This window comes from Marinobacter sp. NP-4(2019) (assembly GCF_003994855.1).
Classification (GTDB): Bacteria; Pseudomonadota; Gammaproteobacteria; order Pseudomonadales; family Oleiphilaceae; genus Marinobacter.
This window is the reverse complement of record NZ_CP034142.1, coordinates 2642029-2656708: the sequence shown is the minus strand read 5'-3', so window position 1 is coordinate 2656708 and position 14680 is coordinate 2642029. Positions and strand designations below refer to the sequence as shown.

At 56.9% G+C, this 14680-nt stretch carries 14 protein-coding genes; 4 read left to right on the top strand and 10 right to left on the bottom strand.

Annotated features, from left to right (window positions below; translation table 11 throughout):
* Positions 1-3 precede the first annotated feature (3 nt).
* Entirely contained in the window at positions 4-471 is a 468-nt protein-coding gene (locus EHN06_RS12055; RefSeq protein WP_127332812.1) for a MarR family winged helix-turn-helix transcriptional regulator, read from the top strand.
* On the opposite strand, the gene EHN06_RS12050 is transcribed toward EHN06_RS12055, so the two are convergent.
* Complete coding sequence (locus EHN06_RS12050) at positions 422-2419, bottom strand: ATP-binding protein (protein WP_206075656.1); 1998 nt, start codon at positions 2417-2419, stop codon at positions 422-424. The genes EHN06_RS12055 and EHN06_RS12050 overlap by 50 nt on opposite strands.
* Positions 2420-2477: 58 nt before the next feature.
* Complete coding sequence (locus EHN06_RS12045) at positions 2478-3254, bottom strand: hypothetical protein (protein WP_127332811.1); 777 nt, start codon at positions 3252-3254, stop codon at positions 2478-2480.
* 232 nt (positions 3255-3486) lie between these two features.
* Between EHN06_RS12045 and EHN06_RS12040 the strand changes: the two genes are divergently transcribed.
* Positions 3487-4497, top strand: a complete 1011-nt coding sequence (locus EHN06_RS12040) for a LysR family transcriptional regulator (protein ID WP_127332810.1) — start codon at positions 3487-3489, stop codon at positions 4495-4497.
* Here the strand turns inward: EHN06_RS12040 and EHN06_RS12035 are convergent.
* The 8 genes from EHN06_RS12035 to EHN06_RS21700 all read right to left on the bottom strand — a co-directional run bounded on the left by EHN06_RS12035 (position 4486) and on the right by EHN06_RS21700 (position 11533).
* Positions 4486-5448 carry a GNAT family N-acetyltransferase gene (locus EHN06_RS12035; RefSeq protein ID WP_127332809.1) on the bottom strand — a complete coding sequence of 321 codons (963 nt, stop codon included), beginning with the start codon at positions 5446-5448 and terminating at the stop codon, positions 4486-4488. The genes EHN06_RS12040 and EHN06_RS12035 overlap by 12 nt on opposite strands.
* The gene (locus tag EHN06_RS12030) at positions 5445-6596 is read right to left on the bottom strand and encodes a cupin domain-containing protein (protein WP_127332808.1); all 1152 of its coding nucleotides are present in this window, start codon (positions 6594-6596) and stop codon (positions 5445-5447) included. The genes EHN06_RS12035 and EHN06_RS12030 overlap by 4 nt, the downstream gene beginning before the upstream one ends.
* A 17-nt stretch (positions 6597-6613) precedes the next feature.
* Complete coding sequence (purB, locus tag EHN06_RS12025) at positions 6614-7981, bottom strand: adenylosuccinate lyase (protein ID WP_127332807.1); 1368 nt, start codon at positions 7979-7981, stop codon at positions 6614-6616.
* A gap of 77 nt (positions 7982-8058) precedes the next feature.
* Positions 8059-8703: a high frequency lysogenization protein HflD gene (gene hflD / locus EHN06_RS12020; protein ID WP_127332806.1), complete on the bottom strand. Its 645-nt coding sequence runs from the start codon at positions 8701-8703 to the stop codon at positions 8059-8061.
* Complete coding sequence (mnmA, locus tag EHN06_RS12015) at positions 8700-9854, bottom strand: tRNA 2-thiouridine(34) synthase MnmA (protein WP_127332805.1); 1155 nt, start codon at positions 9852-9854, stop codon at positions 8700-8702. Before mnmA ends, hflD begins: the two co-directional genes overlap by 4 nt.
* A gap of 48 nt (positions 9855-9902) precedes the next feature.
* On the bottom strand, positions 9903-10352 hold the full coding sequence (locus EHN06_RS12010; protein ID WP_127332804.1) for an NUDIX hydrolase: 450 nt from the start codon (positions 10350-10352) through the stop codon (positions 9903-9905).
* Entirely contained in the window at positions 10349-10987 is a 639-nt protein-coding gene (locus EHN06_RS12005) for a pseudouridine synthase (protein WP_127332803.1), read from the bottom strand. Before EHN06_RS12005 ends, EHN06_RS12010 begins: the two co-directional genes overlap by 4 nt.
* Before the next feature lie 219 nt (positions 10988-11206).
* Positions 11207-11533, bottom strand: a complete 327-nt coding sequence (locus tag EHN06_RS21700; protein WP_127332802.1) for a cold shock domain-containing protein — start codon at positions 11531-11533, stop codon at positions 11207-11209.
* A 338-nt stretch (positions 11534-11871) separates the two neighbouring features.
* On the opposite strand from EHN06_RS21700, the gene clpS reads away from it, so the two are divergent.
* Entirely contained in the window at positions 11872-12234 is a 363-nt protein-coding gene (gene clpS, locus EHN06_RS11995) for an ATP-dependent Clp protease adapter ClpS (RefSeq protein WP_127332801.1), read from the top strand.
* A gap of 18 nt (positions 12235-12252) precedes the next feature.
* Positions 12253-14523 (top strand): ATP-dependent Clp protease ATP-binding subunit ClpA, encoded by a 2271-nt coding sequence (gene clpA / locus EHN06_RS11990; protein ID WP_127332800.1) that lies wholly within the window; start codon positions 12253-12255, stop codon positions 14521-14523.
* Positions 14524-14680 lie beyond the last annotated feature (157 nt).

The window sequence follows — 14680 nt, the reverse complement described above, 5'->3', positions numbered from 1 at the left end:
GTGATGGCTAAGACAGACGACATTCTCGCCCTGGACAACCAGCTCTGCTTTGCGCTGTATGCGGCGAACCGGGCGGTGACGGCCCGCTACAGGCCACTGTTGACTGAGTTGGGGTTGACCTACCCACAGTACCTGGTGATGTTGGTGCTGTGGGAGGCGGCCGCTGCGGTCGACGTTGTGCGCGTGTCCGGTCTGGGGGAACGCCTCAGGCTGGATTCCGGCACACTTACACCGCTGTTAAAGCGCCTCGAAGAGCGGGGACTGGTCAGCCGCCAGCGCAGTGCCGAGGATGAGCGGGTGGTGACGGTTGCCGCCACCACCGCCGGTTTGGCGATGCGGGAGCGGGCGAGGTCAATTCCTGGCCGTCTTTTGTGCAGCACCGGTGTGGACCCTGACCGCCTGATGGCGCTCAGGGATGAGCTCAGGTCGGTCCTGGCTCAGTTGGAGAGTCAGGCGCCCAGCGCTCGATAGCGGTCTTCAGGTCGTTACGATTGTAGGGTTTGGTGATGTAGTCGTTCATGCCGGAGGCCAGACAGTCTTCCCGGTCTCCCTGCATGACGTTTGCGGTTACCGCGATTATCGGCAGTGTTTGCCACTTCGGGTTTTCCCGAATTTTCTGAGTTGCTTCATAACCGTCCATGACCGGCATCTGACAATCCATCAATACCAGGTCGTAACTCTTGTTTTCAAGGGCTTCCAAAGCCTGCTTGCCGTTCTCTGCAAGGTCGACTGAGTGGCCCAGTTTTTTCAGCAAGCTGCTGGCCACCAGTTGATTGACCTGATTATCCTCCACCAACAGGATATTCAGGCCTTCGATCGGTGCGGCGGTCTCTTCGACGGGGGGGGACTCTACCGGCTGTTGGGCGTACTGCGCGTAGACCGGTAGCGGGAGGGTCACCGTGAAGTGAGTGCCCTGGCCGATTTCCGAATCCACCAGTATCTGGCCGTGCATCCGTTCCACCAATTGGCGGCACAGTGTCAGCCCCAATCCGGTCCCGCCGTACAGGCGCGTGGTGTCGGTATCCGCCTGCGAGAAGGGAGAGAAAATCCGGTGCAGGCCTTCTTTTGACATACCGATGCCGGTATCCATGACATCAATCCGGAGGTTGCCTCCAAAACGGGCTGCATGGATCCTGACACTGCCTTTCTCGGTAAACTTGATGGCATTGCTGAGCAGATTGTTGAGCACCTGGCGCGTACGGGTCGGATCACCCAGGAACATGTCAGGCAGTTCCGGGTCAATGTCGGTGTGTAATTCAATCTTTTTTGTGCTGGCCTGTTGAGCATGGAGTGTGGCGCATTCCTGGATCAGGTTTTTAACGCTGAACGGAATGTTCTCCAGGCTCAGTTTTCCGGCTTCAACTTTGGAAATGTCGAGAATGTCGTTCAGTAGCCCAAGCAGGCTCTGCCCGGCGGTGAAAGCGATTTCAAGGCGATTGCGCTGCTCCTGATCGAGATCGCCTTCCAGGGCCAGGCCCAGCATTCCCAGCACACCATTGAGCGGCGTGCGTATCTCATGACTCATGCTGGCCAGGAAGTTGGCCCGCGATCTCGCCCGGCGGACAGCGTCTTCTTTGGCCTTGACCAAAGCCCGGTTACCCCGCTGGAGTGCCGTGTTTTTCTCGGAAATTTCCCGCGTGCGGTCCTCGACTTCCCGTTCCAGCTGTGTGGAATAATTCTTCATGGAGCTTTCAGCCTGGCGGAGTTGTTCCAGACTGGTGTCAATGGTGGTCAGGTGCTGGTTTATGATGCCGACCATGGCGCCGATTTCATCTTCCTGATGATTGGCGGGAATCGGCAGGCGCACCTTCTCCGGTGTTTCGGCCTGAACGCGACTGAGTGCGTTGATAACATTCATCATCGGGCGGGTGAGGACGAAATAGAAAATCCCCAGCAGTGCAATAGAGAGGATCAGACTTTTGAAGAAACCACTGACCAGCGTATAAGTGGCTCGCTGGAGAAACAGCAACCCGTAGTGATAGGTATCTATGGTGACGTTCAGGGTACCTAACGGAAGGTCCTCCAACTGCTTGACCCTCAGCTCGTCACTGAAGGTGCGGCTTGCTCCGAAGAGAGCGTCGCTGATCCACCGATATGGGGACGTTGGACTGCTTGTGCTGGCGGCGGCCATGGTGTGGCCGTCATTGTCGACGATCCTGGCGTCAATGGTGGCCGGGTGCCGGAGCAGGCCATCAAGCAGTTCTTCGGCCAGTCGAACGTCTATATTGTAGGCGATCTGTGATGCGGGGCTGTGGCTGATTTCGATAAGTGCACGAATTTCCTTCTCCATGGACTCGCGGGCACTGAAAAAGTCCAGGGTGACCTGAACCATATTCAGAGCCAGTCCCAGTGCCATGGCCAGCAATACCGTATCCCGGGTCAGGCGAAATGAAAGGCGTTTTCGGAATAGCCTAGTCACCAGTGTTCACAATCCTTGTCTGAGGAGGGCTTGTCAGGACTGACTGGCAAGCATCGGGTTAATCGTCATAGTCAGCCTTTTTCTTCCATTCGTCATCATGGAGAAACGTATCCCACTCCCGATCCAGTTTTGACTGCCCTTCCTGCGGGCTGGAGCCTTTGTTGTTCTCCGGCCCCATCGCTTCAAGTTCCTTGATACGTGTGCGGAAGCTTTTTACGGCTTTCATGGCCAGGGGATTATCGCGGGACTTGCCCATTTCGGTGCTGGCAAGGTGGTAGGCATGGATAGCCTTGCGAATCTGGTTCTGCCGTACGTAGTCTCTTGCCTGGAACACATGGAGGTCGGCGTGGGTCTTGTGAACCAGGAACAGCACATATTTCAGGTTTTTTTTGGCGGTTGAATTGTCGAGTTTTCCTGCCTTGTGCATGCCTTCAATCATTTTGAACAGGCTTTGCAGCAACTCTTTGACGTAATTTGATTTTTCCGGGGAGTCGATTTTTACTGGCGGCCGATTGTCATTGTTCTCGAGCACGGCGTTCTTCAGTTGCCGGGTGGCTTCCAGCCACTGCTTGACCGGGAGGCTGGATTTAAGTGCACTCAGTTCCTGGCAAGCTTCCTCCATGCGTTTGATCAGCAGGAGCTTGAGATCCGGGGTCAGGTATTGGCCAGGTATCTCATTGAGTAGCCGGTGAGCACGATTGTACTGATCTTCCTGGGACGTCATTCGCCGTGCCCGTTCAATCCGGGCGCGCTCCCGCATCTGGCTACCGACGATAATGAGAATAGAGACGGTAACGATGGCTGCAAGTATCAGGACGATCGTAGTGGTATTCATGTTATCGGTAACGACTCCGGTTTCTGGCCATGAGGTGGTGTTATCCGGCCATAAAAATCACAGTGATTCAGCAAGTACCCGAAAGATTAGCAGAAAACCCGAATCGATTCCGTTTAGAAATGTGAAAGTGTCTCCGGTTATATTTATTTCATGAATTGTTATTATGATGTACATTGTCAGGGTGAATGTCTCCGGTTCCGCGTCGATGGTGCCGGGTTATTTGGAGTGTTGAATGGATATTTCCCGGGTCGACCTGAACCTGCTTGTGTATCTCGATGTGCTCCTCAGGGAGCGGAATGTGACGAAAGCCGCTAACCACCTGGGGATCACCCAGCCGGCCATGAGCAACGGCCTGCGCCGGTTGCGGGATGTGTTCGGAGATCCCCTGCTGGTGCGCACCAGTGAAGGCATGTCGGCTACGGAACGTGCTCGGGAGTTGCAGCCTCTGGTGCGCAGTATTCTCTCGGATATTGAGCAGGCAGTGCAGGAAAAGACACCGTTCTCGGCCATGGAGAGTCAGCGGGTGTTTCGCATCATGGCCAGTGACTATGCAGAGTCCTGCCTGATGCCACGGGTATTACGGCGCATTCGTCAGGAAGCACCCCATGTGACCCTGGATGTGCTGACACCCAGTGACGTCAGCTTTCTGGATGTCGAGCAGGGTCGCCTGGATATGGCAATTAACCGGTTCGACAAGATACCGCAGTCGTTCCACCAGAAAACCCTCTGGATCGAATATTTCGCCTGCCTGATGAACGCCCGGAATCCGATTCTCAGGCAACCATTTACCCTGGATACCTATCTCGATGCCAGTCATATCTGGGTGAGTAAAACCGGTTTCGGCGTCGGTGTCGGCGTGAACCCTAAGGACGTCCAGAGGTTGGGGTGGGTGGACGAGGCCCTGTCGCGGATGGGCCGTAAGCGGCAGATTTCTGTTTTTACACGGCATTATCAGGTCGCCATGCTGTTGGCGGAACAGCACGATCTCGTTGCCACCCTGCCATCCCGAGCGGCCTGGTTACAGAAAGATAACCCCAACCTGGTGGTCAAGGTGCCACCGTTCGAGATTCCGCCTTTTGAACTGAAGATGGCGTGGAGTCCGCTGTTACAACACAATGCGGACCATCAATGGCTGAGAAAACTGATCGCCGAAGTGGCGGAAGAAGTGGATGCGGAGTTCGCGCCGTTCGGAGCACAGTTCGAGTCTGTGGAGATTCCACAGGTCTATCATTCAGAGCGGTAGCTCTCTCAATTCCAGAGAGCTGCGGCTGGCGTCCCACATGCGCTGAAAGGCTTCTCCCAGAAGCTTGACCCGTCCACCATCGGCAAAGTTGGCAAAGCCTTCGGGTTTGTCGAAGTTGTGGCGATAGACGACTCCTTCCCGGTCGGCCAGCAGGAACGGTTGGTTTTCAATCGGGTAATCATCGTTGACCAGCCTCAGTTCAATTCGGCTCGGCAGGCGTTTCATCAACTCCACGATCTGGTGACGTCGTTTGACCAGCGGTTTGTCGTCGTGGATCAGTAGGCGCACTTCGCTGAGCCGGTGGCGGCGGGCGAGGGCGGACAATAGCTCGCGAAAACGGAGCCTGTCGTAGAGATCGTGTTCCAGCAACCGGTCATACAGCCACAGTCGCTGTGTGGCCTGGCCGGTCATGGAATCCAGCAGGCTGATCATATTAGCTTCGGATTCGAACAGCCAGCTGTCCCGGTCCGTTCCCAGTATCATCGGATATTCCCGATTCGTATCCGGCGCCACCAGTCCTGGTGACAGGCAGCGCATATCCACATGCGGAATGCCGGCATCGTCGTAGAGATCGGAGCACACGTGAAATCCGGAGCGCTGGTAAAAGGAAATGGCGTGCTCCTGGGCCGACAGTTGCAGTTCCCCGAACCGGGAAGCCTCCGAGATCAGGTGTCGCAACAGCGCCTCTCCCACGCCCTTGCCACGAAACTCCGGTAACACCGCCATACGGCCTATATGAGCGGTTTCTTCGAGAGTGGAAAAGAGTCGGGCAACGCCGACGGGCTCGTTGTCCCCGGTGACCGCCAGGTAGTGATCAGCGATATCGTCGGTATCGTCCCATTCCAGCTCGGGAGGGACGTTCTGTTCTTCAACAAACACGCGCTGGCGGATGTCGCGGATGTCTCGTGGTGCCAGTTGCCAGCTGTATTTGCGGATTCGTATTCTGGTCATTCGAAATACACGGATCCCTGATTGTACAAGTTGCTGAGCAGGCCGCAGAGTGCCTCATCATCTATCAGGGGAGTCAGTGCTGCCATGTCGATAAGGGCGCCTGCGCACAGCAGGGGAGCCAGCGGGCGGGCGTCGCCTTTCAGCAGATACTGCTCGCCGTCGACAAACAGCGCGGTTTCGTCCCCAAGTTCATGATAGGCAAAGCGGGAGCCTTCATTCCAGCGCAGTTGTGCGCCCTCGAGAACCAGGTCCCGGAAGACCTCTGGCGCGATGGGCTCATCCGATGGTACGACAATATCCATGCTCTTGGGGGCCGTTGCGTACTGGCCAAACCAGAGAGAAAGCTGTCGGCGATCTGACAGCTTTTCGCGAATAACGCCCTCCAGGCGGTCAATTACCTCAGGAGCGATGATGCCCGGATTGTCCTGAACGCTGAGATCGGGATCGTTAAGGTGATCGGCGGCATCGGACTGGCTACAGAGGAAATCTGTAAAGCCGGTTAGGATGTCATCAACAGTTGGGGCGCGGAAACCGATGGACAGGGTGATGCAGTCATCCTCGGCGATACCGTGATGACCGATACCGGGTGGCAGATAAAGCATGTCGCCGGGCGCCAGGGTGACGGTTTCTTCCCCGTCCCAACTGCTAAGAATGCGCAGCGGGGTACCTTCCACCCGGGGCGTGGTGTGGTCGCAGTGCCCGCCAAAGGTCCAGCGGCGATGGCCCTGGGCCTGGAGTAGGAAAACGTCGTACTGATCGTAGTGAGGGCCAACGCTGCCACCCTTCGGCGCGTAGCTGGCCATGATGTCATCCAGCCGCCAGTTGGGCACAAAGCGAAAATTGTCCAGCAGGTCGGCAATGTCCGGTACCCAGTGATCCAGCCCCTGAACCAGCAGGGTCCAGTCCTGCTCTGGCAGGTTGCTGAAACGTTCCGGGGTGAACGGCCCGTTGTGCAGCTGCCAGGGCTGGCCGTTGTCATTCTCAATCACGATTCGGGATTCGACGCCCTCTTCACAGGCCAGCCCGGCCAGTTCGTCGGCTGACACCGGGCACTGAAATCCGGGAAATGCCTGGCGGATCACCAGAGGCTTCTTTTGCCAGTAGTCTCGGAGAAAGTCCGCCGCCGAAAGTCCGCCAAGCATGTCCATGGGTCAGTGTCCTGTGTTCAGATGTTTTGCGCCTGATCAACAGCGTTGCCGATATAGGAGCCCGGGGTCAATGCCAGCAGGTCGGCCTTCGCGGCGTCCGGGATGTCCAGGGTTTCCACGAAGTTCTTGATCACTTCGGGAGTCATGGCTTTGCCACGGGTCAGGGCCTTGAGTTTTTCATAGGGCTTCTCGATATTATAGCGGCGCATCACGGTCTGGATCGGTTCAGCCAATACTTCCCATGCATGATCGAGATCTTCGTCCAGTCGCGCTGGGTTGATCTCCAGCTTGCCCAGTCCCTTCAGGGTGGCTTCGTAGGCAATCAGGCTGTGGGCGAACCCGACACCGAGGTTGCGAAGCACCGTGGAATCGGTCAGGTCCCGCTGCCAGCGTGAAATCGGCAGCTTGGCGGACAGGTGGCTGAACAGGGCGTTGGCGATGCCAAGGTTGCCTTCCGAGTTCTCGAAATCAATGGGATTGACCTTGTGTGGCATGGTGGACGATCCCACTTCGCCTTCCACGGTCTTCTGTTTGAAGTAACCGAGGGAAATGTAGCCCCAGATGTCCCGGTCCAGGTCAATCAGGATGGTGTTGAAGCGGGCAATGGCGTCGTACAGTTCGGCGATGTAGTCGTGGGGTTCGATCTGCGTGGTGTACGGATTCCAGTCCAGGCCAAGGCTTTCAATGAATTCCTTGGCGTTCTGGGCCCAGTTGATGCCCGGGTAGGCAGACAGGTGAGCGTTGTAGTTGCCCACCGCGCCGTTGATCTTGCCCAGCAGTTCCGTGGCCCGTACCTGACTGACCTGACGGCGCAGACGGTAAACCACGTTGGCCAGTTCCTTGCCGACCGTGGAGGGGGATGCGGTCTGCCCGTGGGTGCGGGACAGCATTGGTTGTTCAGCGTGGTCATGGGCCAGCTGCGCCAGCTTGTCGACAACGCGATCCATGGCGGGCAACAGCCCGTGATCCAGTCCTTCCCGCAGCATCAGGGCGTGGGACAGGTTGTTGATGTCCTCGGACGTGCAGGCGAAATGCACAAATTCGGTAACCGCGTGCAGCTCCGGCACCTCGGCGATTTTTTCCTTGATGAAATACTCGACGGCTTTGACATCGTGGTTGGTGGTGCGTTCGATGTCCTTGATGCGCTCGGCGTCCGGCAGACTGAATTCCCGTATCATCTCATCCAGGAACGCATTGGCCTCAGGGGAGAATTCCGGCACTTCCTGTACGTCCGGGTGGGCAGCCAGTTTCTGCAACCAGCGGATTTCGACGGTCACCCGGTTCCGAATCAGGCCGTATTCACTGAAAATATCGCGGAAAACGCTGACTTTGTTGCCATAACGTCCGTCGACGGGGGAAATGGCGGTCAGGGCGGTGAGTTCCATCGAAAACCTCTCAAATCATCAAAGAATGGGTCATTACTGAATTGGGGTGCCTATGATACACCACCGCAGGGCGCGAATCAGTCGTAAACCGAACGGTTAGCCTTCTCGGCGAGATCCCGCGCGGTGGCGATCACTTTGCGCCGGGAAAAAATCAGTTGCCAGCGGCGTCCGCCGCTCTGGCGCCAGAGTACGGCGGACCGGATGCCCGCTAGCAGCAGAGCCCTTACGCGGGCCGCATTTTCTTCCCGTTGCAGGACTGCGGGATCGCCGGTTACCTGGATACGCATCCGGAAGGTGCTGATGGTGTCGCCGTATATGGAGGCCAGGTTGCCAATCAGGTTGCTGTGCAGGTAACCGAAGTGACTGGCGGTATGCCGGGCCTGATCAATGCGGCTGCCAATCACTGCCATCATATCCTTGTCACGGTTCAGCTTTGATTCAAGGTGGATCAGGTTGAGGGTGTAGCGAAGAACCTCAATATCCTGTTGTTTGCTCTGCTGGCTGAGCACATTGGCCAGGGTGTTCAGCCCCTCGCGAAGGTCCTTGAGTTCGCCACCGTAAACGTCGAGGGTGGTCTCTGGCTCCGTCGCGAACAGGGAGCGTATGGACGTCTCGAAGCTGGAGTCGGCACACTGACCGGTGTGGGCCACCTGCTGTACCTGGGCGGCGGCCTGGAAGACTCCGGCCAGTGCCAGGGTCTGGTCGTACAACGATCGGCTCATGCCTGCACTCCGGTAACGACGGCCCTTGCGGGAAGGGGTTCCCCGTCACGCCAGGTTTGTTCGATAACGCCGCCCCCCAGGCAAACCTCTCCCTCATAGAAGACAACGGACTGGCCCGGTGTGACCGCACGCTGGGCATCGTCAAATACCACGGTCACGCCACCGTCACACAGAGTCACGACGCAGTCCTGGTCTGGCTGCCGATAGCGGGTCTTGGCCTTGCACCGGAATTCTCCGGCGGGTGCCTCCCCGGCCACCCAGTCAATCGGGCCGCTGACCAGCCCACGGGAGAACAGCAGTGGGTGCTGCTTGCCCTGAACGGCAATCAATACGTTACGCCCCAAATCCTTATCGGCTACGTACCAGGGATCATCGCCAAACTCGCTGAGCCCGCCAATACCCAGGCCCTGGCGCTGGCCGATGGTGTGATACATCAGGCCCTGGTGGCGACCGATCACCTGGCCATCCGGGGTTTCAATGTCTCCGGGCTGGGCCGGCAGGTACTGTTTGAGGAAATCCCGAAACTTGCGTTCGCCAATAAAGCAGATGCCGGTGGAATCCTTCTTGTCGTGGGTGACGAATCCCTGGGTTTCGGCGATTCGACGAACTTCCGGCTTCTCCAGCTCCCCGACCGGGAATAGCGTCCGGGCGATGCGGTCACCGGAGACGGCGTGGAGGAAATAGCTCTGATCCTTGTTGGGGTCGAGCCCTTTCAGCAGTTGTGCTTTGCCAGAACCATCGTTGAGCGGCCGCCGGCGGGTGTAGTGACCGGTGGCGATGAAGTCGGCTCCGAGGGTAACGGCATAGTCCAGAAACGCGCGGAACTTCACTTCCTTGTTGCACAGGATATCCGGATTGGGCGTGCGACCGGCCTTGTACTCCGATAGGAAATGCTCAAACACACGATCCCAGTACTCCGCTGCGAAACTTGCCGTGTGCAGGGGAATACCGATGGTATCGGCGACTGCCTGGGCGTCCGCCAGGTCGGTCATGGCGGTACAGTATTCGGTGCCGTCATCCTCGTCCCAGTTCTTCATGAACAGGCCTTCAACCTGGTAGCCCTGATCTTTCAGGAGCCAGGCGGCGACGGACGAATCAACGCCGCCGGACATGCCAACGATAACTCGGGTGTTTTCGGGTGCGTCTGTCATAGCTGAACCGTACTAATCAAAGCGCCGCAGTCTATCATTGTTCGGCTGTCACGTCTCAGCGTCGATGATCACATCCAGGGGGAACCGCCGGCCATTTCGGTAATCTTCTATGCACCGGAGTACCAGTGGGCTGCGTAGTTGTCCGCCAAGGCTGGCAATCTCGTCTCTTGTCAGCCAATGTGCGGCAATAATGCCGTCATCCAACTGGTCTGTGACCTTTTTCACTGCCCGGGCGGAATAGCAGAAACGGTGATAGGTCACGCCATTGGCCGGCGCCTTGTAGGTATAGAGACCGAGGAAGTGCACGGGCTCCACCTGCCAGCCTGTTTCCTCCAGGGTTTCGCGCCGCACCGCATCCAGGATGGCTTCATCTTCCTCGATATGTCCGGCTGGTTGATTGAAGACCACCAGACCGCCGCTGACTTCCTCCACCAGGAGAAACCGACCGTCGTCATCTTCCACAATAACCGCAACCGTGGCATGGGGTGTCCAGGTCATGATCCGCTTTTTCTCCGTGTCTTGTTGCCGCCGCCGCGGCCCGTTTTCTGCGGGCGCCGGGGGCGTGTGGGTGGTGCCGGCACATGGACGGCCAGTTTGTGGTACTGACCCGGTGCCAGATTATCGAGGGTCCAGTCACCGATACGATAGCGAATCAGGCGAAGGGTAGGGAAGCCAACGGCAGCGGTCATGCGGCGGACCTGTCGGTTCTTGCCCTCGGTAATGGTGAGTTCGATCCAGGAGGTGGGAACGGATTCCCGGTGACGTACTGGCGGGACTCTTGGCCAAACCGGGGGCTCGGGCATTTTTTCGACAATGGCGGGCCGTGTTTCGCCATCCTTCAGCTGAACGCCTTCACGCAATCGGTCCAGGGCGTCATCACTGATGTCGCCTTCCACCTGGACCCAATAAGTCTTAGGCATTTTCTGGCGAGGAGAGGCAATGCGATGCTGCAACCGACCATCATCGGTAAGCAGGAGCAGGCCTTCCGAGTCAAAGTCCAGGCGGCCCGCCGGGTAGACATGGGGAACATCAATCCAGTCCGCCAATGTGGCCCGTTCCGATTTACCGTTGCCGGAATCGGTGAACTGGCTCATTACCCTATAGGGCTTGTTAAAGAGAATCAGGGTCGCCATTCGGTGCTCTGGGTCATGCTCCGGTGCCGGGTTGCGGCGTGTCTGAAAGCGGTGAGGGTATCTGAACGGCGGGAGCAGGAAAAGTGGAATTGTCTTTGGGGTAACACAGGTAACCGATGGTCGTCACCTTCATGGGTGTCGACAGCGGGGGTTGAGGTCGGCCCAAACGGGGCCGGCCACAAAGTCAGTTCAAGCCCGGTAACCTGGCAGACTCAGGTATCAGGCGTTTACGGCGCGTGGCTCGTCCCTGAGTTCGTTCTCATGGTTGCTGCTCTCAGGGTCGGCCTCAGGCTTCTTTTCCGTTTTTTCCCCCGCGCTGGCTTCGTTCTGTTTTCGCGGTTGTTCCTGCGGAACGATGTTCACCGCGTGGATGCCTTTGTCGCTGGGTTTTTTGTCAAAGGTTACCGTTTGACCAGCCTTCAGGGTTTTGTACCCCTCCATCTGTACCGAAGAGAAATGAGCGAACAGATCATCACTGCAGCCATCCTCTATGATAAAGCCGTAACCTTTGGCATTGTTAAACCACTTCACTTTGCCCTTTGGCATGATGAACTCCCCTGTTCTTTTACTGTCAATCACTGTTATTGGTATTTTTGCCGTGCCTTGAAGCGGGCACGGGTGATATCGGGTTACCTGTTATAAGTGCTTCCGTGGATACATTAGGACCACGCCAATTTACATTATTTTACATTGCACTCTTACTGTTGACCAATATCGTCGTTGAGTCAATAGCGGACATTGGGGGAATGTATGGTTGAAGGGGGTCCGGAAGCGGTATCATGATCGTATTGATAACCAGCGCACGTCCGGTAGTCTTGTTGGCTTGAAAACCGGACGACTCACAACCATCTTTAACCAAGGGCACCGACTACCGGTAAAGAATCATGAGGACTATCCAGAATTCTCTACTAGTATTTAATCAGGGGGACGAAGAACAACAGCCGGGGCGTCAGGATGACCTCAGTGTTGCTCCCGAGAAGCCTGCACTGAAGCGCCCTGCGCGCTTTCGGGTGGTGCTTCTGAACGATGACTACACACCCATGGATTTTGTGGTGGATGTACTGATGAAATTCTTCGGGATGAACGAAGAAAAGGCGACGCAGGTGATGCTGCTCGTCCATACGCAGGGAAAAGCCGTATGTGGGGTATATACCCGTGACATCGCAGAAACAAAGGCGGCACAGGTGAATCAGTATTCCTCGGAATGCGAACATCCGCTCCTTTGCGAGATTGAACGTGCGGACTGATAGACCCAGGGGTGGCCCATGCTGAGCAAAGACCTTGAAATTACGCTGAATACGGCCTTCAAAAATGCCCGTGACAAACGTCATGAATTCATGACGGTGGAGCATTTGTTGCTGGCCCTGTTGGACAACGAATCGGCAGTGGGCGTCCTGAAAGCCTGTGGTGCAGACCTGAAGCGGCTTCAGGAAGAACTCATTGAATTTGTAGACTCAACAACCCCGTTGATCCCGAGCAATGACAGCGAGCGGGAAACCCAGCCGACGCTGGGCTTCCAGAGAGTACTGCAGCGCGCGGTTTTCCATGTCCAGTCCTCGGGCAAGAAGGAGGTGACGGGTGCCAACGTACTGGTCGCCATCTTCAGTGAACAGGAAAGCCAGGCGGTGTATGTGCTCAAGAAACAGAGCATTGCCCGAATTGACGTAGTGAACTTCGTTTCTCACGGTATCTCCAGAGTGCAGGGGGCCGAGGACCAGGAAGGTCACGACCAGGCTGCCCAGGAAGAGGCCGGGGAAGAGGGCGGCTCAGCGCGCCCACTTGAGAGTTACGCGACCAACCTCAATGAGCAGGCCCGTCAGGGTCGCATAGATCCGTTGATTGGCCGTGAGCATGAAGTGGAGCGCGTGGTCCAGATTCTGGTCCGTCGTCGCAAGAACAATCCGCTGCTGGTCGGGGAGGCCGGTGTTGGCAAGACGGCCATTGCCGAAGGCCTGGCCAAGCGTATCGTGGATGGCCAGGTGCCCGATATTATCTCGGATGCCGTGGTTTATTCCCTCGATCTGGGGGCCTTGCTGGCAGGCACCAAGTACCGTGGTGATTTTGAAAAACGGCTGAAAGGTCTGTTGGCGGAACTCAAGAAACAGCAGCATGCCATCCTGTTTATTGATGAAATCCATACCATCATTGGAGCAGGCTCGGCATCTGGCGGCGTTATGGATGCTTCCAACCTGCTCAAGCCAATGCTGAGCTCTGGTGAGATTCGCTGCATAGGGTCAACCACCTTCTCCGAATTTCGGGGCATTTTCGAGAAGGACAGTGCGCTCGCCCGACGCTTCCAGAAGATTGATGTCAATGAGCCGAGCGTTGAGGATACCTATCAGATCCTCAAGGGGTTGAAACCCAATTTTGAAAAACACCATGACCTCAAGTACACCGACAAGGCGTTAAGGGTGGCCGCCGAGCTGGCGGATCGCTATATCACCGACCGTCACCTGCCGGACAAGGCCATCGACGTCATTGACGAGGCCGGCGCCCGTCAGCGACTGATGGCGGAAGGCAAGCGCAAGAAGACGGTCGATGTGCCGGATATTGAGGACGTGGTGGCGAACATTGCCCGTATTCCTCCGAAGAACGTGTCCACCAGCGACAAGGACCTGCTGCGCAATCTGGAGCGGGATCTCAAGATGGTGGTGTTTGGTCAGGATCCGGCAATCGAGTCGCTTTCTACGGCCATCAAACTTGCCCGTGCTGGCCTCAAGGCGCCAGAGAAGCCGGAAGGGGCCTTCCTGTTCGCCGGCCCGACCGGCGTCGGCAAGACCGAGGTCACCAAGCAGCTTGCCAAGGTACTGGGTATCGAATTGGTGCGCTTCGACATGTCCGAGTACATGGAGCGACACACGGTGTCCCGCTTGATTGGTGCGCCTCCGGGTTACGTCGGTTACGATCAGGGGGGCCTGTTGACGGAAGCGGTCAACAAGCATCCTCACTGCGTATTGCTGCTGGATGAGATCGAGAAGGCCCATCCGGAAGTCTTTAACCTGCTGTTGCAGGTCATGGACCACGGTACGCTGACGGACAACAATGGCCGCAAGGCGGACTTCCGTCACGTTATCCTGGTGATGACCACCAACGCCGGGGCCGAGAGCATGGCTCGACGCTCGATCGGGTTCAGCGAGCAGGACCACAGTACCGACGGCATGGAAATTATCAGCAAGACGTTTACGCCGGAATTCCGCAACCGTCTTGATGGCATTATCCAGTTTGCTGATCTCCAGAAAGACACCATCACCCACGTGGTGGACAAGTTCCTCACCGAGCTGCAGGCTCAGCTGGATGAGAAGCATGTTGTGCTGCATGTGGATGAGGCCGCCAAGGTCTGGCTGGCGGAGAAAGGCTATGATGTCACCATGGGGGCACGACCGATGTCCCGCCTGATTCAGGATAAGATCAAGCGACCGCTTGCCGAACAGATTCTGTTTGGGCGGTTGTCTGAAAAAGGTGGGGATGTTCATATTCATCTTCGCGATGACGAACTGGTGTTCGATTACGAAGATGAGCCTGCCGAGGCAGTCTGATTGCTGACTGCTCTTCGGTGGGTTAACCAGAACCGCGCTTTAATCGGCGCGGTTTTTTTATGTCTGTTCGTGGGAAATTGACCGCTGTTTAATCAGTCGGCTGCCATTGCCGTCAATTCAATCCATGCCGATCTCTGTCAGTTTATGAATTCACCGC